At 43.3% G+C, this 21,244-nt stretch carries 23 protein-coding genes; 1 reads left to right on the forward strand and 22 read right to left on the reverse strand.

Going from position 1 to position 21,244, the window contains the following annotated elements; genetic code table 11:
- Positions 1 to 47: 47 nt before the first annotated feature.
- Genes HMPREF1863_RS07915 through cbiB form a run of 3 tightly spaced genes read right to left on the reverse strand, consistent with a single transcriptional unit; the run spans position 48 to position 2,427 of the window.
- A complete protein-coding gene (locus tag HMPREF1863_RS07915) occupies positions 48 to 752 on the reverse strand; it encodes a precorrin-2 C(20)-methyltransferase (protein WP_068369703.1) in 705 nt (234 codons plus the stop codon).
- Positions 745 to 1,500, reverse strand: coding sequence for a sirohydrochlorin cobaltochelatase (locus HMPREF1863_RS07920; RefSeq protein WP_068369706.1), 756 nt, complete (start codon positions 1,498 to 1,500; stop codon positions 745 to 747). Before HMPREF1863_RS07920 ends, HMPREF1863_RS07915 begins: the two co-directional genes overlap by 8 nt.
- A 9-nt stretch (positions 1,501 to 1,509) precedes the next feature.
- The gene (gene cbiB / locus HMPREF1863_RS07925) at positions 1,510 to 2,427 is read right to left on the reverse strand and encodes an adenosylcobinamide-phosphate synthase CbiB (RefSeq protein WP_068369709.1); all 918 of its coding nucleotides are present in this window, start codon (positions 2,425 to 2,427) and stop codon (positions 1,510 to 1,512) included.
- 132 nt (positions 2,428 to 2,559) lie between these two features.
- Between cbiB and HMPREF1863_RS07930 the strand changes: the two genes are divergently transcribed.
- Positions 2,560 to 6,003 carry a pyruvate carboxylase gene (locus HMPREF1863_RS07930; RefSeq protein WP_068369712.1) on the forward strand — a complete coding sequence of 1,148 codons (3,444 nt, stop codon included), beginning with the start codon at positions 2,560 to 2,562 and terminating at the stop codon, positions 6,001 to 6,003.
- A 48-nt stretch (positions 6,004 to 6,051) separates the two neighbouring features.
- Here HMPREF1863_RS07930 and HMPREF1863_RS07935 read toward each other — a convergent pair whose 3' ends face one another.
- From HMPREF1863_RS07935 to HMPREF1863_RS08025, 19 genes are all read right to left on the reverse strand, one after another.
- On the reverse strand, positions 6,052 to 6,243 hold the full coding sequence (locus HMPREF1863_RS07935; RefSeq protein ID WP_068369715.1) for a hypothetical protein: 192 nt from the start codon (positions 6,241 to 6,243) through the stop codon (positions 6,052 to 6,054).
- A gap of 1 nt (position 6,244) precedes the next feature.
- Complete coding sequence (locus HMPREF1863_RS07940) at positions 6,245 to 7,675, reverse strand: sensor histidine kinase (RefSeq protein WP_068369717.1); 1,431 nt, start codon at positions 7,673 to 7,675, stop codon at positions 6,245 to 6,247.
- Positions 7,675 to 8,352, reverse strand: a complete 678-nt coding sequence (locus HMPREF1863_RS07945; RefSeq protein WP_068369720.1) for a response regulator transcription factor — start codon at positions 8,350 to 8,352, stop codon at positions 7,675 to 7,677. Before HMPREF1863_RS07945 ends, HMPREF1863_RS07940 begins: the two co-directional genes overlap by 1 nt.
- Positions 8,353 to 8,396: 44 nt before the next feature.
- On the reverse strand, positions 8,397 to 10,094 hold the full coding sequence (locus tag HMPREF1863_RS07950) for a sensor histidine kinase (protein WP_068369723.1): 1,698 nt from the start codon (positions 10,092 to 10,094) through the stop codon (positions 8,397 to 8,399).
- Complete coding sequence (locus HMPREF1863_RS07955) at positions 10,091 to 10,768, reverse strand: winged helix-turn-helix domain-containing protein (RefSeq protein ID WP_068369726.1); 678 nt, start codon at positions 10,766 to 10,768, stop codon at positions 10,091 to 10,093. Before HMPREF1863_RS07955 ends, HMPREF1863_RS07950 begins: the two co-directional genes overlap by 4 nt.
- Position 10,769: 1 nt before the next feature.
- Complete coding sequence (gene phoU / locus HMPREF1863_RS07960; protein WP_068369729.1) at positions 10,770 to 11,441, reverse strand: phosphate signaling complex protein PhoU; 672 nt, start codon at positions 11,439 to 11,441, stop codon at positions 10,770 to 10,772.
- A gap of 13 nt (positions 11,442 to 11,454) precedes the next feature.
- On the reverse strand, positions 11,455 to 12,213 hold the full coding sequence (gene pstB, locus HMPREF1863_RS07965; protein ID WP_068369732.1) for a phosphate ABC transporter ATP-binding protein PstB: 759 nt from the start codon (positions 12,211 to 12,213) through the stop codon (positions 11,455 to 11,457).
- Entirely contained in the window at positions 12,210 to 13,031 is an 822-nt protein-coding gene (pstA, locus tag HMPREF1863_RS07970; protein WP_068369735.1) for a phosphate ABC transporter permease PstA, read from the reverse strand. The genes pstB and pstA overlap by 4 nt, the downstream gene beginning before the upstream one ends.
- Positions 13,028 to 13,888, reverse strand: a complete 861-nt coding sequence (gene pstC, locus HMPREF1863_RS07975; RefSeq protein WP_068369738.1) for a phosphate ABC transporter permease subunit PstC — start codon at positions 13,886 to 13,888, stop codon at positions 13,028 to 13,030. Before pstC ends, pstA begins: the two co-directional genes overlap by 4 nt.
- Before the next feature lie 112 nt (positions 13,889 to 14,000).
- Positions 14,001 to 14,954, reverse strand: coding sequence for a substrate-binding domain-containing protein (locus tag HMPREF1863_RS07980; protein ID WP_068369741.1), 954 nt, complete (start codon positions 14,952 to 14,954; stop codon positions 14,001 to 14,003).
- A 242-nt stretch (positions 14,955 to 15,196) separates the two neighbouring features.
- Positions 15,197 to 15,931, reverse strand: a complete 735-nt coding sequence (locus HMPREF1863_RS07985) for an amino acid ABC transporter ATP-binding protein (protein ID WP_068369744.1) — start codon at positions 15,929 to 15,931, stop codon at positions 15,197 to 15,199.
- Positions 15,924 to 16,748, reverse strand: coding sequence for a DUF169 domain-containing protein (locus tag HMPREF1863_RS07990; RefSeq protein WP_068369747.1), 825 nt, complete (start codon positions 16,746 to 16,748; stop codon positions 15,924 to 15,926). Before HMPREF1863_RS07990 ends, HMPREF1863_RS07985 begins: the two co-directional genes overlap by 8 nt.
- 9 nt (positions 16,749 to 16,757) lie before the next feature.
- The gene (locus HMPREF1863_RS07995; RefSeq protein WP_068369750.1) at positions 16,758 to 17,423 is read right to left on the reverse strand and encodes an amino acid ABC transporter permease; all 666 of its coding nucleotides are present in this window, start codon (positions 17,421 to 17,423) and stop codon (positions 16,758 to 16,760) included.
- A gap of 49 nt (positions 17,424 to 17,472) precedes the next feature.
- Positions 17,473 to 18,303, reverse strand: coding sequence for a transporter substrate-binding domain-containing protein (locus HMPREF1863_RS08000; protein ID WP_068369753.1), 831 nt, complete (start codon positions 18,301 to 18,303; stop codon positions 17,473 to 17,475).
- Positions 18,304 to 18,619: 316 nt separating this feature from the next.
- Positions 18,620 to 19,351, reverse strand: a complete 732-nt coding sequence (locus HMPREF1863_RS08005; RefSeq protein WP_198142736.1) for a hypothetical protein — start codon at positions 19,349 to 19,351, stop codon at positions 18,620 to 18,622.
- Positions 19,352 to 19,535: 184 nt separating this feature from the next.
- The gene (locus HMPREF1863_RS08010; RefSeq protein WP_068369759.1) at positions 19,536 to 19,919 is read right to left on the reverse strand and encodes a hypothetical protein; all 384 of its coding nucleotides are present in this window, start codon (positions 19,917 to 19,919) and stop codon (positions 19,536 to 19,538) included.
- Positions 19,920 to 19,931: 12 nt separating this feature from the next.
- On the reverse strand, positions 19,932 to 20,246 hold the full coding sequence (locus HMPREF1863_RS08015) for a hypothetical protein (RefSeq protein WP_068369762.1): 315 nt from the start codon (positions 20,244 to 20,246) through the stop codon (positions 19,932 to 19,934).
- A 129-nt stretch (positions 20,247 to 20,375) separates the two neighbouring features.
- The gene (locus HMPREF1863_RS08020; RefSeq protein WP_068369765.1) at positions 20,376 to 20,783 is read right to left on the reverse strand and encodes a hypothetical protein; all 408 of its coding nucleotides are present in this window, start codon (positions 20,781 to 20,783) and stop codon (positions 20,376 to 20,378) included.
- Positions 20,784 to 20,817: 34 nt separating this feature from the next.
- On the reverse strand, positions 20,818 to 21,213 hold the full coding sequence (locus tag HMPREF1863_RS08025) for a hypothetical protein (RefSeq protein ID WP_068369768.1): 396 nt from the start codon (positions 21,211 to 21,213) through the stop codon (positions 20,818 to 20,820).
- Positions 21,214 to 21,244 lie beyond the last annotated feature (31 nt).

The following is a 21,244-nucleotide window of genomic DNA, read 5'->3' on the forward strand; positions in this document are numbered from 1 at the left end:
GACTTTTTCATGTATCCCGAGGGGATTAATATTGGAGCTGAAGTCGATTATAGGACCTTTATGCGATCCCCTATACGATTCAATATCACCGCCATGTTCCACGGTTCTTTCCTCCCTAAAATTAAACTCATATACGCTTTGCGATCCTCGCATTTTTTGGAATCGTCAGTCATAACCCAGTGATCCGTTTCAATGTTTTCAAAATATAAGGGATAGTAACCCTTTGCCCTTAATTGGCTGAAAATTTCATCACCTTTTGTGGTTTTTAAAACCGCCACCATGTCGGCGGTTACATTTTCTTCATCTTCCAAATTATCTACGAGTAAAAAGGAATCGCCTTTTTTAACGAGAGCCTCGACGATGCCGTTAATGGCCGCCAAAAAAGCGGGAATCCCCGGCACAAGTTCCATTTGAATATCCGTTGATGGATAGCGATGGAATACTTCCAGTAGGGTGGCGTAAATCGTTCCGTCGCCTAGTGTAATAAGGACGGAAAGCTCTCCGCTTTTTGTCGTCTCATCAATTAATCGCGCGGAATCTTCGTAAATTTCTCTTATATCTTCCCCCATGGGAAATTCGATAAATACAACTTTTTCTTCGTCGATAAAATCTTTTACAATATCGTAGGCTCGCGTCTTGCCCTTATTACGAGGAACAAAAATATGGTCGGCTCGTTCCAAATAGCGAAGGGCTCTAAGGGTTATTAAATCCTCTGCGCCGGGTCCGACGCCGATACCTATTAATTTACGCATGATCGCTTTCTCCTATTAGTTTTACCAATTTTTCGCCGTACATTTTTTGAATAAAAGGATAGGTTCCAAGGCCATCTAATGATGTGTGGACTTTGAAACCTCTCCCTTCCAATTCTTCGCGATAGGAATCTTTTTCAGCGGCAATATCATTTTTCGCATGGTCGCCTGCCAAAAGAAGCAAGGGATAAAGGTTTAATTCCCTCCATCCCTTACGTTCAAAGAGATCAAAGACCGGTTCTTCCGTAAGCTCGCCCTCTAAGGTGGATACCGCCATGGCAAGACCTCTCGACTTCAACTCCTCGTCGAGAGAAATATACATTTCATCGGCTTCATGGCGGCTTCCATGACCGACAAAAATCGCAGGCCCACGAAATACATCTTCGGCCTTTTCGGCAAAATGTAAAATATCTTCCTTATGGGCGAATAAAGGTTCCCCTACGTGGACACCGTCTCTTACGTGTTTAGAAAGTTTTTCATATTCGATCCCTGGAATTAAGTGTAGAGGCTGAATGTAAATATCTTCTTTTTTATAACCCTTTGAAATGAAGTAGTCGATTGCCTCGATTTCATCCATAAACTTTTCGCCGTCTCGAGATTCGATGCGCCGAATAACCATACGGGATGTAAATGCCAAAGCAGTCTCCCATTCGGGCACCAAGTTTTTAATGTGATCGCACACCGGTTTTAAATCGCGCTCCAGTGCGTCTCGGTGCGTACTGCCGAAGGTGGCAATAATCAATGCTTTCATTTTTCCTCCTTAATATAGGGCGTCAATTGCCATGCAGATGATGACAAAGAAAAACGTGACGCGCCACATAAGATCGATGGTACATCGAATATCGTTTATCTCGGACTCTTTAAGTGCATAGCCGATAGTGGGCTTTTCCACATATTCGCCAAAATAAAAGTGGCCGCCTCCCAATTCGATTCCCAGAATTCCTGCGACGGCAGCTTCCGGCCATCCTGCATTGGGGCTTAAATGGGCGGAGTGAAATTTCTTTACACTCCTAAAGCCACGCTTTAAACTTTCCAAACTCCCCGCTGCGACGCAAAATAAAAAGGCCGTCAGTCGTGCGGGAATTAAATTCGCCAAATCGTCCAGTTTCGCCGCGCCGTAACCCACTTCTTTGTAACGCTCGTTGCGATAACCTACCATGGAATCCATGGTGTTGATCATCTTATAGGCAAAGGCGCCGGCCGGCCCGAAGAGAAGCCCGTAAAATAAAGGGGCCACAATTCCGTCCGATGTATTTTCCGCAACGGTTTCCACCGTCGCTTGAATGATCTCTCTTTCCGAAAGATGAGTCGTATCCCGACCGACGATACGAGAAAGTTGCGTGCGCCCTTCCTCTAGGGAGGAATTTAATTTCATCATAACGCCCTCCCCTTCATCGGCAAGGGTCTTCGCCGCAAGTGAGGTGTAAAAAACATAAAGAGTCGCGGCAAGGGACAAAAGAGGCGGCAACTTATTGATTAAAAAATAGGTAATGCAAAACGTAAGTCCGCAATTTAGGATAGCTATTACAATCCCGAGGGTCTTCTGTTGGCTTCGCGGACGTTTTAAAATCAAGCCGTAAACCCATTGAATCCAATGACCCATAAGGACTACGGGATGGGGAATCCATTCCGGATCGCCAAACACTATATCTAGTAGAAATGCTGCTAAAATTTCCATGATTATCCTTTCTGTAGTAAGTTTACCATGGGCAGGTGTTAAGAACAATATCTTCACCGAAATAGGGAGGTAAAGTTGCATCTTCACGCTTTAAAGGGCTATAATAGTCCTAATAGGTACAAGGAGGTTACTATGGAAAAGAGAAAATTTAAACGAATTCTCGTCGCCAACCGTGGCGAAATTGCGATTCGTATTTTTAGAGCGTGTCGCGAATTAGGAATTCGTTCTGTGGCCATATATTCCGAAGAAGACAGTCTATCCCTGTTCCGAACGAAAGCGGATGAATCCTATCAAATCGGCAAGGGAAAAAATCCCGTCGACGCGTATTTGGATATCGACGAAATTATTCATCTCGCTAAAAATAAAGGTGTCGATGCCATTCACCCGGGTTACGGCTTTTTAGCGGAAAATCCCGATTTCGCACAAAAATGCGAAGAGGCAGGCATCGTGTTCATCGGTCCACGCCCCGAAACCATGCGCCAATTGGGCGATAAAATTTCATCTAAAATCATCGCCAGAGAAGCCGGTGTTAAAACCATTCCCGGCGTCGAAGAGCCCATTCATTCCGACACGGAAGCACTTGAATTTGCAAAACAAGCGGGCTACCCCGTCATGATTAAAGCGGCAGCCGGCGGCGGCGGTCGCGGTATGCGCGTCGTTTACAGCGAAGAAGAACTTTTAGATCAATTCCACTCCGCTAAGAGTGAAGCTAAAAAAGCTTTCGGCAATGATTCCATGTTTATCGAAAAATATTTGGATCGCCCGAAACATATCGAAGTGCAAGTTCTCGGCGACTTATACGGCAATGTAGTCCACCTTCACGAACGGGACTGCTCCATTCAACGTCGCCACCAAAAGGTCGTCGAATTTACGCCCGCTTTCGCAGTGGACAAAAAAATTCGCGAAGACATTTGTAACGACGCTTTGAAAATTACGAAAAACCTGGGCTACCGTTCCGCAGGTACGGTTGAATTCTTAGTGGACAGCTCCGGCAATCACTACTTTATCGAGGTCAACCCACGTATTCAAGTAGAGCATACGGTTACTGAAATGGTAACGGGCATCGATATTATTCAAGCTCAAATCCAAATCGCCCAAGGCTATGCATTGTCCGACGAGCCCATTAACATTCCCTCTCAAGATGCCATCGTGCCCCGCGGATTTTCCATTCAATGCCGCGTCACTACCGAAGACCCGCTCAATAACTTTGCTCCGGACACAGGACAAATTACCCTTTATCGTTCTTCCTCCGGCTTCGGCGTTCGTCTCGACGGCGGCAACGGCTTCCAAGGTGCCGTTATCAGTCCTTACTACGATTCCCTTCTCGTGAAGGTCATTACCCAAGGCCGTACTTGGAGCGACACGGTAAACAAGGCCATTCGCTCCCTAAGGGAAATCAAAGTAGGCGGCGTAAAAACCAATATCGGCTTCCTTTTAAACGTACTCAATACAAAAGAATTTAGAGAAGGTATTTGCGACACGGGCTTCATCGCTGAACATCCCGAACTTTTCGATATCAGCACCTCCACCGACAGAGAACTCCGCGTCATGGAACATATTGGAAACATCGTCGTCAACGATAATACCTCCCGCAAAAAAGCTTTTGACGTTCCCGTCGTGCCCCCTTATAAGGAAGAGCCTTTTAAGGGATCCAAGCAAATATTCGACGAGTTGGGAGCTAAAAAACTTTCCCAATGGATTTTAGATCAAGATCGCTTACTTTTAACGGACACCACCATGCGCGACGCTCATCAATCCTTAATGGCGACACGTATGCGTACAGTCGACCTTTTAAAAGTCGCCAAATCCATGAACTACAATATCCGCGATATTTTCAGTATGGAAATGTGGGGCGGCGCTACATTCGATGTAGCCTATCGATTCCTACACGAAGACCCCTGGCATCGTCTGGACGTTCTTCGCAAAGCCATGCCCAATCTTTTAATGCAAATGCTCGTTCGCGGCAATAACACCGTCGGCTACAAAAACTATCCCGACAATGTCGTTAAGAAGTTCATTAAAGAATCGTCTGAAGGCGGCATCGATATTTTCCGTATTTTCGACTCCCTCAACTGGATCGAAGGCATGCGTCTCGCCATTGAAGAAACCATCGCCAACGGAAAAATTGCAGAAGGCACCATGTGCTACACCGGCGATATTCTCGACGAAACACGAGACAAATATACTCTGGAATACTATGTAAACTTGGCTAAAGATTTGGAAAAAGTCGGTTGCCATATTATCGGCATCAAGGACATGAGCGGTCTCTTAAAACCCTACGCCGCCCACAAACTCGTCAAAGCCCTTAAAAACGAAATCTCCATTCCTATTCATCTGCACACCCACGACACCACCGGAAACGGCGTCGCTACCGTTTTAATGGCAGCCGAAGCCGGCGTCGACATTGCCGATACGGCCATTAACTCCATGAGCGGGCTTACCTCTCAACCGGCACTTAACTCCGTCGTGGCGGCACTTGAAAATACCTCCCGTTCCACGAGAATCGATCTCGACGCCATCGACCGCATTTCTGCTTATTGGGCTGCTGTTCGCCCGGTTTACGAAAATTTCGAATCCGACTTAAAGAGCGGCACTACCGAAATTTACAAATACGAAATTCCCGGCGGCCAATACTCCAACTTGAAACCTCAAGTAGAAAGTTTCGGTTTGGGTCATAAATTTAAAGAAGTTAAGGAAATGTACAAAGATGTCAACCAAATGGTCGGCGATATTATTAAAGTAACGCCTTCCTCTAAAATGGTCGGCGACATGTCCATTTTCATGGTACAAAATGACTTAACGCCTGAAAATATTTACGAAAAAGGCGCCAACCTCGACTATCCGGATTCCGTCGTCACCTACTTTAAAGGTATGATGGGTCAACCATATGGCGGCTTCCCGGAAAAACTCCAAAAAATCGTATTAAAAGACGAAAAACCCATTACGGTTCGCCCGGGTAAACTTTTAGATCCCGAAGATTACGAAGCGGATAAAAATTATTTACGCACCATTATGGATCACGAGCCCAGCGATCGCGACGTCACCAGCTATTCCCTTTACCCGAAAGTATTTGAAGAGTACGTTACGAACTTTACTAAATACGATCAATTATGGCGCATGGGCAGCGACGTTTTCTTCCACGGTTTACAAGAAGGCGAAACCGCTGAAATTTCCGTAGATGAAGGTCAAAAGATGATCGTCACCCTCGTCGAAGTAGGACGTTTGAAAGACGACGGCAAACGCACCGTTACTTTCGAAATCAACGGCTCCAGACGTAGCGTGGATATCGAAGACCACACGCGCCCCATGGTCAGCACCGGCGTAAGCGATACTTTAATGGCAGATGAAAATAATCCGAATCAAGTCGGCGCTTCCATTCCCGGTACTGTGGCAAAGATCAATGTTTCCGTAGGCGATAAAGTGAAGGAATCGCAACCTCTTATGGTTCTCGAAGCCATGAAGATGGAAACCAATGTTATTTCGCCTCGCGACGGCGTCATCGCACATATCTCCGTTGAAGAAGGCGACAGCATCGAAAGCGGCCAACTTTTAATCGAACTCGAAGGCGAAGACTAAATCAATCCATTATAAAAGCGACTGAGTTAAACTCGGTCGCTTTTTGATTTACTTCATTTCTTTGTATTTTTTGTAGGATCGATAGCTGCTCCCTAAGGCAATGATCAGCGCCACGGCGACAAAGAAAGCATTCATGTTAACATCACGATTAAAAAAGAATTGTTTCACGAGAATATCGCCGGCGAGAATAGCCACAAATAACTGGATCAGCGCCAGTATTCCAAATTGATTTCTCCTCATCTTATGCCTCCCCTTTTTCATTTTTACCGAGAGGTCCTTGAAAATAGAAGGTACTTCCTACACCTACAGCCGATTTTACACCGTAACGGAAGCCGTGTAGTTCCAAAATATTTTTGCAGATAAACAGTCCCAAGCCCGTACCGACCATTTGACGCTCGTGGTGATCCCGTCCGCGGTAAAAGCGCTCCCAAATGGAGTCCTGATCCTCTTTTGAAATGCCCTTGCCGTAATCTCTTACGCAGTAGCTGATCAAATGACCCTCTGAAATAATGTAAATGTCGATTTCTTTCTTATTTTGGGAATAATTGATGCCATTGCTAATGAAATTATAAATGACTTGGCGAATTTTATTACTGTCGCATACCATGATGCCGTCGCCGTGAATTCGGAAGACGTAACCTTTCTCCTTCAAATTTTTAAAACGAGCCAATACTTCTTCCGTAAGTTCTCTTAAATTAACATCGGTAAGGCTCAAGGTTCCCAGTCCGCTTTCCACTCGGGAAAGATCCAGAAGATCGTTGACGAAATTCGTCAGATAATCCACCTCTTCCAAAATCGTTTGGGTGTGTTTTTCCCTCAGTTCTTTATTGTCGCCGGAAATGTCGCGAATCATTTCGCCATAAGATTTAATAACCGTTAAAGGCGTTTTAAAATCGTGACTGACATTGGCGATAAGATCTTTCCGCATTTCCAGAGCGTCGGTCAGCTCGCCTGTCGCGTAGTTCAGGGTCTTCGCCAAATCGTTGATCTCCGTATACTCCTGCTCTTTAAATTGCACGGAGAAATCGCCCTGCCCCAAGGCTCGCGCCGTCATGGCCATGTCCGATAAAGGCTTGGCGAGACGGGAGCTAAGGTAATAAGAAATAATAAAGGCGAGTAAAATCGAAATAAAACTTACGATGATCAACTGATTTTTTAAAATATCCACAGTGGAATCTACCGGATCCACATTGGCCGAAACAGCGAGGAAAAATCGCTCCCCTGCTTGCTCTCCCAAATAGGAAACGTAAAGAATGGAGGAGGAATCCTCATACTTGTAGTCTGCCACATAGGTTTCTTCCGTCTTATTCTCCTTTAAAAGGGGAAGAAAATAAGTGAAAAAATCATCCTTCGACAACATGGGCCTGTAAATATAATCCAATGGATTTAAAGGAAACACGAGCCCGCCCTGATCATTGTAAACCTGAAGGCTCAAATTCTTTTCAAAGCTGTAGCGAAGAAGGGTTTCCTCGAAATCTTTTTTCCCGAATTGCCGCGTGACGGCGCGCCCCACCGTTTCCGTATCGCGAATTTTCATGGATTCGTAAAAGGAATTAATGAAGACGATCTGCAAGAGCCAGAGAAGAATCAATATAAAGATGGCCATACCTGAAAAGTACAGCCAAAATTTTACCCTTATGCTCTTTTGATCCACGATATTATGCCGTTTCACTATTTACCGCTTTCTCCGACAAATTTATAGCCTACTCCCCGTACGGTGACGATGTAATCTCTGTAAGGCTCGATGCTGTTTCGAAGCATTTTAATATGCGTATCTACCGTGCGATCGTCGCCGTAAAAATCGTAGCCCCATACTTTGTTCAAGAGCTTTTCGCGGCTCAAGGCGATGTTTTGATTTTCGGCGATAAACACGAGGAGATCAAATTCCTTCGGCGTCATTTCCACAGGTTTGTGATCGACGTAAACTTCCCTGCCGTCTAAATCGATGGCGAGACCGTCGAACTCCAGTAAATGATTTTCCCGCACGTGTTGATGGCGCTTAATGATCACCGACAAACGGGCCATAAGTTCTTTAGGTGAAAATGGCTTCACGACGTAATCGTCGATGCCGATTTCAAAGCCGTAGAGCTTGTCGTATTCCTCTCCCCTGGCGCTTAACATTAACACGGGGATGTCTTTTTCTTTCTTTATTTCTTTATAGGCGCTGAAACCGTCGAGACGGGGCATCATAATGTCCATGACGATGACGTCGAAATCTTCGTCGTGGCAAATTTCCACAGCTTCCATACCGTCTACCGCTTCGATAACCTCATAGCCTTCAAATTCGGCGTAGGTTCTAATGACTTCGCGAATTTTCGCCTCGTCATCGACGACTAAAATTTTATACATAGTCACCTCCAGTATCCTTATTATACTATAATTTCTTCGTGAAATTAATGTGTGGAAACTGTACCGCTTTTCGGAAAACGGAGGGTGAACACGGAGCCATGATTTAATTGAGATTTTAAATCGATGGTGCCTTTTAAATTTTCCACATTATGTTTGACGATGGCGAGGCCGAGCCCCGTGGATTTTTCGTTGTAGGATCTGGATTTGTCCACCATGTAAAAACGCTCAAAGATTCGCCTTTGATCGTCGTAGGAAATACCGATGCCCGTATCTTCAATGGTGAGAATAAAATCATTTTCGTCCCCGTCGTTGATGGTGATGGTAACGGATCCACCTTCTACATTGTAGGCAATGGCATTGTCGACGAGATTGGTTAACAGCTCTTTCATCAAAACAGGATGAGTATACAGCCTGTTATCCTTCCCTGGTTTCAAGTCGACGCGCAGTTCTTTATGCTTAATCTCCGGGGCAAAATGCGCGATAATTTCAGCGAGAAGCCCCTCGATGTCCACCGTGCGATATTCTTCCGCCCTGTTCTTTTCCTCTAATCTGGAAAAGGATATGACCGTGTCGATCAAGCGGAATAAATTATCTGATTCTTTCAGAATAATATCCAAAAAGCGATCCCGATCTTCTTCCTTCACCATACCCGAACGAAGAAGCTCCGCATAGCCACTAATGGAAGTTAAAGGCGTCTTTAATTCATGGGTCACATTGGATGTAAACTCCCTTCTGCTGCGCTCCGCCAAACTTTGTTGGGTTTCGTCGATTAAAAGAAGCAACATGCCGTAAAGGCCGCCACTTCCGTTAAACACGGGATCAAAAAAGCATTTAATAATAAAGCCTTCCATTTCGAATTTGCGAATTTCTTTTTTTCGCCCGGCAAAAATATGGTGAAAGGCCTCGTTGAAATCGCCGCTTCCGCAGAGTTTGTCGAAATCCTTGTTAATGTATTGGCTGTGAATGGAGCCGTTTAAAAGTTTGACCGCCGCATAGTTAATGGTAATAATTTTCTCATCGTCGCCGACGAGAATAACACCTTCGGTCATATTGCCGATCATGTCGTTTAAGCCTTGGAGTTGCGATTCCAAACTCCCCAAACGATGACGCAAACGGGAGGATTCGTCGATTAAAATGGCCTCATAATCCAATAATTGAGGCGGTAACTCCATTTGATAATGATGGTCCACGACATAATGTCTGAATTGCCTAAAAAGCTGTTTAATTTGACTTCTATCCCGATAGGTCGCATATTGCCAAAGGTGATAAAGGGAAGTGGCGGCGATCATCGTAAGTAAAAGAGTGTAGGGCAAGAAATGTAAATTCGTCGCCGTCAGCGATTCTTGATTTATCCCGATAAATAGAGAGCTTCCATCGCGGAAATTAACTTTTCTGAAATAGCCCTTTTCCAAAGAACTTTCGCTTACCTCATGCCACGATTCGTCGACTCCCCTCGTTCCACGGTTTTTTCTAAGGGCATTTTCCTTTTCGGCCGATAAATTGCTGAAAAGAACCTTGCCCTCCCCGTCCAAATAAAGCAAATATTCCCGTCCGCCACTATTATTTAAAATAGCGACGCGCCGGGTCACTTCTTCTTCACGAAGGATATTTATAAACTTATTCGCAGATTCTTCTTTTAAAGCCCCTTCTCTGTGGTTGCTCTCCACCGATGCCGCCAACTGAAATACCAAGGCGATCACAAAGGCAATAAGGACGCTTAATAGGCGCACCGTTTTATTCATTGTTTATATCCCACTTTGTAACCTACATTGCGCACCGTCTCGATAAGGTAGGCCTTATCCTTTAACTTCTGACGAATGGAAGCGATGTGGACATCCACCGTTCGCGACTCCCCTTCAAAATCATAGCCCCAAATGTTGGACATGATTTTTTCCCGGTTCAGTACGATGTTTTTATTACGGAAAAGATAGAGAAGCAACTCGAATTCCTTAAAGGTTAGGGCGATTTCTTCCTCGTCGACGGTGACGGTGTGCTCTTTTTCATTGATGATGACCCCGTCGATGGAAAGAACGGATAGGTCTTCCTTCTTCGGCTTTGCACGGCGTAACACCGCCCTTACCCTGGCCAAAAGCTCCAGCACGCTGAAAGGCTTGGTAATGTAATCATCGGCTCCCCTGTCCAGGCCTACGATCTTATCCAACTCCGACGTCTTGGCCGTAAGCATAATGACGGGGATGTCCGCCGTGGTTTTATCGGAACGAATGCGATCCAAAATTTGAATGCCGTCTTCGCCGGGGAGCATAATATCCAAAAGGAGAAGTTCAGGCAACTCCACCTTTAAAGCCTTAAAAAGCTCCTCGCCGGATTCAAAGCCGCGAACATCCTCATATTTACTCTTTAAAGCGTAGATAATCAAATCGCGAATGTTTTCTTCGTCTTCAACGCAGTAAATCATATTACACCCCAAAGGTTTCGATGCCCAAGTAATCTTTATGGTGGCCGGTTAGGGAAAAGATGACCCATTCCCCGATATTTTCAGCATGATCGGCGACTCTTTCCAAATATTTTGCAATTTGCAACAGGTCGATCAGCTCTTCCGGATCGCTATGTCCCCCTTGTAATTCTTTTATAATGTGCGATCTGGCGTCGATGAAAAGAGTATCCACCACATCGTCGTGACGAATACATTCATTGGCAAGATCTTCATTTTTCGTAATATAAGAATCCACGGCCATTTTAATCATGGTGGAAGATTCTTTAAACATTTCCGTAATCATTGTCAAGGGCGATGCAATCGGCTTCGGATCCATGGTCATAGAGATTTCGCAAATATCCTGCGCTTGATCGCCTATCCGTTCGAGATCGGTAATAATTTTAAGGGCTGCGGAAATAAAGCGCAGATCCCCCGCTACAGGTTGTTGACGCAAGAGCAGTATTAAACACATATCTTCTATTTCCCGCTCCATGCGATCCACTTCCCGATCATTTCGCGATACGCGAAGGGCAAGCTCTTTATCACGCTTTTCGAGCGCCTTTAAGGAATCGGAAATTGCTTGCTCTACAAAAGCCGCCATGTCTACCAGCTTGGTATTGAGTTCGTTCAATTCCATATCGTATTGCTTTCTCATGTTGTCCTCCCCTTTAGCCGAATCGACCGGTAATATAATCTTCAGTTCTGGAATCTCTCGGATTGGCAAATATTTTTTCTGTATCGTCCATTTCGATGACCTCTCCCGTTAAGAAAAAGGCCGTCTTGTCCGACACCCTCGCCGCCTGTTGCATATTGTGGGTTACCATAACAATAGTATAAGCCTTTTTCAGGTCTTGTACCAACTCTTCGATTTTTAAAGTTGAAATGGGATCTAATGCCGATGTAGGCTCGTCCATTAAAAGCACTTCCGGCTCCACGGCGAGAGCGCGGGCAATGCACACCCTTTGTTGCTGACCGCCTGAAAGTGACGTGGCCTTTTGGTGGAGCTTGTCCTTTAAATCGTCCCAAATGGCGGCGCCTCTCAATGACTTCTCCACGATTTCTTCCAACTTCTCCTTATCTTTTATGCCGTGGGTCCTGGGGCCGTAAGCGATATTATCGAAAATACTCATGGGGAAAGGATTCGGGCTTTGAAACACCATGCCCACACGTTTACGCAATAAATTAACGTCGTAATTCGATGCATAAATATCCTCTCCGTCTAAAAGCATATCCCCCTCGATACGACAATCCTCCACCAGATCATTCATGCGATTTAAACATTTCAGCATCGTCGATTTTCCGCAGCCTGACGGGCCGATAAAAGCGGTAATTTCATTTTCTTGTAAATTCAAATTAATATTTTTAAGCGCTTGAAAATTTCCGTACCACAAATTCACATCTTTTACTAACAGTTTAGGGCGATTCATTTAGTTCCTCCCGATAATTTAATTCCGATAAACGTACTCAGGCTGTTGATTACTAAAGTGAGAACGATGAGGATAAAGCCCGTCGCAAAAGCCTGATCGACAAAGAGCCCCTCGGAAGACAATACATACATATGAAGGGAAAGGGTTCTTCCGCTGGATAATAAACTCGTGGGCATATCCGTCGTCGTCCCCAGGGTAAACATAAGAGCCGCCGTTTCGCCGACGCAACGGCCGATGGCGAGAATAACGCCGGATAAAATGCCGGGCATGGCGACGGGCAATACGACGCGTACAATGGTGCGCAATTTGCCGGCGCCGAGAGCCAGCGATCCGCTGCGCAAGCTGCTGTGAACAGCGAGAAGGGATTCTTCCGTAGAGCGGATAATAAGGGGAAGAATCATAATAGCCAACGTAAACACACCGGATAAAATCGAATAGCCGAGTTTCAGTGCGATAGAAAAAAACAACATACCGAACAAGCCGTAGATAATCGACGGAATCCCCGAAAGCGTCTCCGTGGCCAGGCGAATCAGACGAACGATCTTGCTTCCCTTTTTCGCATACTCCACCAAATAAAATCCCGTAAAAATGCCGATGGGCGTCGCCACAATAAGGGAAAGCACGACGACGATCAGCGTGGTAATAATGGCGGGAAACATGGACACATTTTCAGTGGTATAGGTTCGCTCAAACATTTCGGCGGTTAAGTGAGGAGCGCCTTTAATGACAATATAGCCGATTAAAATGGCGAGTATGGCAAAGGTAACGAAGGCACTTCCCATAATCATTACCTTCGCCGCCAGCGAACGGTTTTTCATGATGCCATCCTCCTTTTAGCCACGTTAAATACCATATTAATGACCAGAATAAATACGAAGAGCACGACACCGGTGGCGATTAGCGCTTCTCTGTGTGCCCCGCTTGCGTAGGCCATTTCCAGCACAATATTTGCCGTCATGGTACGCACGCCGTGTTTAATATCCGTAGGAATGGTAGGCTGGTTGCCCGCAATCATAATCACCGCCATGGTTTCGCCGATGGAGCGGCCGATGCCTAAAATCGCTGCCGATAAAATGCCCGATTTCGCCGCCGGGACCACGACGCGAAGAAGACTGCGCTCGTTGGTAGCGCCAAGTGCGACAGAGCCTTGATAATAGGACGTAGGAACCGAACGAAGAGCGGCTTCCGAAAGGCCGATGATCGTCGGCAAAATCATAATCCCCAGCAAAACCGATGCGGTAAAGGCCGTCATCCCCGTGCCGCCCCACCACCCGCGTACGATGGGAACAAAAACCATTAGCCCGAAAAAGCCGTAGATAATGGAGGGAATCCCCGCCATTAAATTCACCGCAGGCTTTAAAATCTTATAAAGCCTTTCGGGACAATAAAAGGCCATGAAAATCGCCGTCAACACACCGATGGGGACGCCGATAATAATCGAGCCGAAGGTCACCATCACGGAGCCTAAAATCATGGGTAAAATACCGAAACTTGCAGGCGTCGACGTCGGTCGCCATTCTTTTCCAAGAATAAAATGGCTCGGCCCCGTCTTCAAAATAAAAGGCACGCCGTTTTTAAAAATAAAGTAACAAATCACGACAATGGAAAGTACAGATAAAAGAGAGCTGATGAGAAAAATAAATTCCCACATTTTTTCATATGGTTTTGAATGCATTGACTACCTCCTTTTGTTAACTTTACTTTACCAAGGAGAGTTTAATATCGCGTCTTACTTTTGTAAGATCTATGTAAAGAAAAAAGACCCCTTTCGGGGCCTTGCCTAGATCCTATTTCGCCAGTTCTTTCCAATCTTGGACTTCACCTTTAAAAATAGATTTAATTTGTTCAAGCGTTATTTCTTTTAGGGGATTTTCCTTATTGACGACGACGGCAATTCCGTCTTGTGCAAGAACCGTACCTTGTACTTTCGATTTTTCTTCGTCCTTTAATTCCCGCGAGGACATGCCGATTTGAGCCGTTCCTTCCGCCGCGGCGGTAATACCTGCGGAAGAACCGTTGGATTGAATTTGAATCGATGCCTTGGAATTTAAACCTTTATACGCTTCGACCAGCTTTTCCATAAGGGGGGTTACGGAAGTGGAACCGGCGACGGTCAATTCTCCGGAAACGTTGGAAGGGCTATAATCCTCAGCCGATTCATTTTTTACATACCCTGCTTTTTCGACGATCTCTTGTCCTTGTTTGGAGAGGGCAAATTTTATAAAGTCCTCTTCGAGAGAACCGCTCTTCGGTTCACCTTTCGTTACCAAGAGGAAGGGGCGAGCCAATTTATAGTCGCCGCTTAAAATAGTTTCCGCCGACGGTTCCACACCTTCCACCTTTAACGCGTGTACCGTATCGTTTAGTGAACCGAGGGAAATGTAGCCGATGGACGACGGATTTTCGGCCACGGTGGTCAATACGCCGTTAGTAGAGTTTTGAACGGCGGCAGATTGAGTCGTCGTGTCCGTTTCCTTGTCGCCATTTTTCTCCACAAGGCCTACAATTTCAGTAAACGCGCCGCGGGTGCCGGAGCCGTCTTCTCGAGTAATGACGGCTACTTGGCCTAATTTATCCAAATTAGCAGTATCGCCGCCCTTATCACTTGCTTCCACTTGATTGCCTTTAGCATTCGATCCGTCATTTTCCTTATTTCCTTGATCGTTACCTCCACAAGCGACAAGGGTCAAGGCTAAAAGAGACGCACCGACAGCCAATTTAAAATTCTTCATCTTTTTCATATTTACCTCCTAAGAAAACTTTCATCATGCTAATGGCATTGTAACGAGTCTCCATTATGGGAACGTCATTCAATTGTTAAATCAATGTAAAGCTTTGAGATGATCTTGTTATCGGCTTCATAAATTTAAAATGTTCTCATCTATTCCCATGTGCATAGGCCTCTGCACCTTAAGACGATTTCTCAATCAGGTTTCTTAGAATTAAATTATTTTCACATTCCCTATCCAACAAAGGGGACGCCTCAAATTAAGGTCCTCAAAAACTCACGGGTTCTAGTATTTTTAGGATTCGTAAAGATTTCTTCCGGTGAACCCTCTTCCACAATGTTTCCTTTATCCATAAAGATAACGCGATCCGAAACGTCTCGGGCAAATTTCATTTCGTGCGTCACTACTAGAGTCGTGTAGCTATGTTTGTTTGTCACCTTTTTTAAAATTTCCAGTACCCCTCCAACTAATTCCGGATCTAAAGATGATGTCGGCTCGTCTAAAAGCATCACTTTGGGATTCACAGCCATCGCTCGAGCAATTCCTATTCTCTGTTGTTGGCCACCGGAAAGTCTGGAAGGATAAGCATCCTTCTTCTCCAATAAACCGACCTGTTGCAAATAATCCATAGCTAATCTCTTTGCATCGTTGCTTTCCATTCTTCGAACAAGTACAAGGGGGATCATTATATTTTCAAGGGCTGTTTTATTTTTAAATAAACTATAATTTTGAAATACCATGGAAGTCTTTAACCGTATGGCTTTTGCGCTCTTTTCCGTAAATTGCTCCGCATCGACTTTCAATCCGTCTATTTCTATAGTGCCTTTATCAGGAGTTTCTAAAAAATTAATGCATCGTAAGAAAGTGGATTTTCCGGTTCCCGATGGGCCAATAATACTCACTACTTCCCCTTTTTTAGCCTGAAAATTTAAGTTTTCAAAAACCGGAACTCCGTTGAAGCTTTTGGAAAGATGTTCAACCTTAATCATGATTTCCCCTCTTTAAATCATTGAATCGCTTAGGATTGATATAATCTTTACCCAATTTACCGTAATGAAGATTATCATCAACTATTACCCCAAGCTCATCTTCTTCTACAAGCGAATCTCGTATCTCTTGCTTATGATCGGGATACTCAATGTAATTCATTGTAGCAATAACGCCTTCTGTTAAGGGAGTAAATTGCTGAATAGGCAATCCTACACCCATTTCATCCTCTCCCCACCCACACATTTTGCGGGTACCGGCGCATAGAACGGAAAAATTCATATCATTGTGAACAAAAGGTGCCGCCGTCAAATCGGCACACATTCCTTGATTACCTGCCATAGATATATTTTTCGGTACTCCCCATTTGTAAGAATAGCCTTGTACTACACGCATAAGTTGATAAGGCGTACACATAAAAATAACTAAATCCGCTTCTTCCATTTCTTCCAAAGGACCCATTTCAATACCGACAATTGTTTGATCGATATTTTCAATCGTATCCGTTACAATCTTTGCAACTGATCGAGATTCATAAAGATTTAAACTGTAGTATCTCTGACCGGAATTAACGCCTTCCATTTTTCGATCCAAGCCAATAGCCTCTATCGCACAGCGACAAATAATATTCGATTCATTCGCTTTAAAATGATTCCCGTCTATGGCAATTTTCGTTAATTTACAATAACTGACTTTGTAAGTTGATTGAGGCGCTTTGCAATTCTCATAATCAGAAGGAAAATACAAAAACCGCACACCTATTACATTTCTTTTTAATCGTAACGCTTTTTTAAAACGATTAACTTCTTCGTTCTTCATAATGGCTCCTTACATAAAGACACATATTCGCTTTTCAGCAATTTTTAGTAATCGAGAAACAGATAAAAGTACTACCCAATAGACCAGGCCGACTATAATATACGCTTCAAAAAACTTCAAGGAGGACGATGCATATATTTTAGCCTGAGCCAAAATATCTACAACACCTATGGTAAAGCCGATTGCTGTATTTTTAATCATCATTATAAACGTATTTCCCAAGGCCGGAAAAGCGTATACAAAGGCTTGAGGTAAAATAATTTCTTTATAAATTTGATACATAGACATACCGCATGCCTTCGCCGCTTCTTTTTGATTTTTTTCTACTGATAACAAGCCTCCACGAATAATTTCTGATATAAAAGCGGAAGAATTCATAGCGACCGTAACAATTAAAGCGGTTTCTGCCGTTACATGTTTCATAGGTTCAAACAACTGAGGCAAGCCAAAGTAAAAAATAAATAGCTGGGTGATGTAGGGGGTCGATCGAAAGTACGAAATATAAATTTTAGCAAATCCCGAAAAGATTTTATTCTTGGAACTGCTGACCAGCTCCAAAATTAAACCAAGTACAAAAGCAATCAGAAAAGCTAAGCATCCTAAAAACAACGTATACGGAATCTTAACTAAAAGTTTCGGAAAGATCCTCGAGCAGAAAGCAAAATCAAAATCCATAAATGCTCCTTATTTAAAAAGGAGTATTCCCAAGAATACTCCTCTTCTTTTATTCGGTAACTTGTTCTTGAGTTACATCTCGTTTATAGTACTTTTCGGAAAGTTTACTTAAAGTACCATCTTGTTTCATTTCTTCTAGCGCTTTGTTAACTGCTTTCACCATTTCAGGATCTGCATCTTTTTTGAAGGGGAAAGCCGTCTTAACAATGTTTAAAGGTTCACCGATAAGTTTAAAGCCATAGTTTCCTTTTTCGTTAACTTCATCAAATGTTAAAACTGTAATGGGGAAACCGTCATAGTGACCGGCCTTAAGTTCTTCATAAATATTACCTTCAGTGGTAACTAATTGGATTTTTTTGCCTTCGGGGAATTTTTCATTGATTTTATTCATCATATTTTCAAGTTCGGTACCGAATGCAATACATACCTTACGACCTTGCATATCGTCAATAGATTTTGCAGGATCATCGCCACGTACCGCTAACTTAATGGCATTGTAGCAATATACATCACTGAATGTATATTTTTGTTCTCTTTCAGGAGTAACGGAGATTTGGCCGGCAATGGTGTCAAATTTTCCGGAATCTAAACCTTCAAACATTACGGAGTAATCTTCAAGCGGTTCAAATTTTATTTCATAACCTGCACGCTTACCAATTTCCATTAATACGTCGTGTTCAAAACCTTCAAGCTCACCTTTATCATTGGTATAGATAACGGGATAGAAAGAGTTGTTGGCAGCAACGGTAATTGTCTTTTTAGCCTCGGTTGCTTCGCCTTCTTTGGCTTTGTTGTCGGCGGCATTTTTTTGACTGCCACAAGCTGTAAGTACCATGGCTAGTGCACTCACAAGAGCTATGAGTTTAAAATGTCTTTTCATATCATTCCTCCTAAAATATTGATAGTTTCATTATACCATTACCATAATTTTTAATAGCTTTAATACTATTGTGTTTTACATTATACATTTATTAGCTATTGGTAAAATCTATAACTCGCTACTCTTAACTATCTTTCCGGTGTTTATTGTTGTTTTTTAATCTTTAAAGAAGGAATAAAAGTTTCGTGATTTTTGATGATATAAAAATTTCTAGTCGATTAAACATTCCTAAAAATATAAGACGCTCAATTGAATAATAATCACGGAACGTGGTTAGATTAACAATAAGCACTCTATAAATATTAACTATACTAATTTAAACATCCAAATCCAAATCATCTACATCGCCGCTATCATAACCATCCCAATAGTTATCATAGTCGTCGTAAACTTCCGCTTCATCTTCCGCGCCGTCATACTCCTCGTCATATAAGAGATCTGGTTCGTAGTCATCGGAATGTTCCTCTTTATGGGTAAAGATGCTCCTGCCGCCTTCCCGTTCTTTTCTTAATCGCTCTTCTTCTCGAATAATGGTATGCACAATCCAGAGTTCAAATAATTCATCCTCTGCTCTCCACACCTCTTCTTCCTCTAAACGGGATGTTATAGCCTCAGGTTCTGAATCGGGTAGCTTCTCCTTTATGTCGACACCTTTTAGCAGTGTTTTTATCAGTTCAAACTTTTCGCCGAAATCTCTTCCTTCGGTATATCCTCCGTATGAATAGAAACCGGGGCCTATTTCTTTCAGAAAGTGATCGGCAAGGGTATTTAAAATTCCTCGCAACAATTGTAAATTCCATAGTGTTCCGTCTTCGTTATGAATGTCGCCTTTTTCCATAAGCACCTCCAAACGAAACACCGCCTTCATTTGGCTCTCCCTCAATAGATATGGATTCGTAATGGTAAGTTGCGCCAAAAATAATGCGACTTCTTCGCTGATATTGCCTGCAAGTAGGGCATCATAGATGCTTTTGTAAGCATTTCGAGCCGATTGGATAATCTCTTCCAAATCTTCACTCGATTCATCTAAAGCTAATGAGGAAATCATTCGATCCCGATCCGTCGGCGAAGTCGTTTTCTCTATCCCTTGTTTATTCTTTGGCGTAGAAGGTTGTCGAGTCTTTAAATAAACGAAACCAATAAAAAATAGCACCGCCGGAATTGTCCATATCCAAAAATAAAAGTCCATATATCCCCCTCTCAGTGCCGATTTCAATAACTACATTATTCTATTAAAATAATAAAAAATCAAGATTACGAAACCCTTTATTATTCCTATCATCGGAAAATACCGGTTTGGAATACTCGATGATTTCTACCTTCGCATCTTCGGGGATTATGCCCATGATGGGTTTATCCATTACATTGCGAACATTGTAGTTTTTTAGGGAGTAATCGTAGTAATTGGGTTGATGGTAGCCGGATTTATCTTGATAGTTGATTTGTTTGCCTTGGTACTTCTCAAAGCCTTTAAAGCCAAACATGGAATAGACATCGACAGTGTCTTGCTTAGTTTCTTTGTTTTTGTAGCTTACCACGACATCGTATTTTACTTCCGGGGGAGCATATACGAGTTTTCCGGTCTTGCGGTCATAGGCGTTGCCGTCGGATCCCATTTTTAGTCCGGATCAGTTGTAGATAACAGCCATATACTCTTGGTGGTCGACCGCAGGCGGCGTGTTATCAAGACTTTTTTTGCCGTCTTTGTCGAGGCCGATGATGTCCAGGTCGTAACGGTGTTTGCCATTTTTGACGTTGTTGTCTTTGTTTTGACTTTCAATTGGGTTCTCGTTGTTAGCTCCTGAATCCTCGTTTCCAGGTGCTGCCGTCACCGGTGGCGGTGCGACGGGTTGGTTTCTCTCTGCAAAGGCTTGCCACGGACAAGAGGTCGCAAGTAGGGCCGCCGTTAGTGCATAGAGGGTTATTTTTTTGAATTTGTCCATTTGTATCCTTCCTCCTTTTTGGACAAGTTGGGTTATAGCTTCTCTTATACATATAGGGCTCATTTTTTTGAATTATTCCATAAAAAAAGAAACCCCTTAAAGAGGTTTCTTTAGCTTGTTACGCAAGGCTTATTGAGCTTGGGTCCAGTTAAGGGGGAATCGTTGAACGTTTCCTAACAGATAGGCTCTAACAGCTGATACAATACTCTGAAACAAGGTCCCTTCACCCAGACCTGTAAAGATTAACAAAAGGAACACATGAGGTGCCAATAAAAGACCTAGTACAAGCCAAACGAGGATATTTTTAGGAACGAAGAGCAAACCTATGACGATGGTAATAAGAGATATTAACAGAAAACCGGACCCGAGAAAATCACCTTTATTCATCACGCCTAAGGGCATTTGAAGCATTTTAGGTGGATGGCTTTCAGGGTAAAACCAAGCTAAAATAAACAGTCCCACGGCGAATAGGCTAAGGGCGTAAAAATAACATCTATCTATGTGTCGCTTATATCCAATGATCTTAAAGTCTTTCATGTACTATCTCCTTGTCATTTCATTTATCAATAGATTATCCCCAAAAGAGCCTTCCTAAAATATACATGTAAAAATACTTACTAAGCATTTTTAGCACATTTCCTTCTGAAAGACCATATTCAAGAGCGATAAGATAAAGATGTGGGACGATCAACAAAAACAAAACAACGAGTATTCCAATGTCCTTGTCTACCAATAAAATGCCGTAGAAGATAAGGAGTAGAGACAGCCAGTATATAATGCCTGTCATAAACCACGAAAGAGCCACTGTATCTGAACCAAAAGGCGTTCTTACTGGTACATTACGAGGAGAACCTTCAATGCTTAGTGTCCAATACATTAAGACGAGGAGCACGACAAAGCCCAAGTAGAACAGAACCATTCGTTTATTGGGGCTTATATTCTGTTTACATTTTTTGATGAAGTTCATGGTACAACTCAACAACCGTTATTTCTATTTT

The organism is Aedoeadaptatus coxii, assembly GCF_001553115.1.
GTDB lineage: Bacteria > Bacillota > Clostridia > Tissierellales > Peptoniphilaceae > Aedoeadaptatus > Aedoeadaptatus coxii.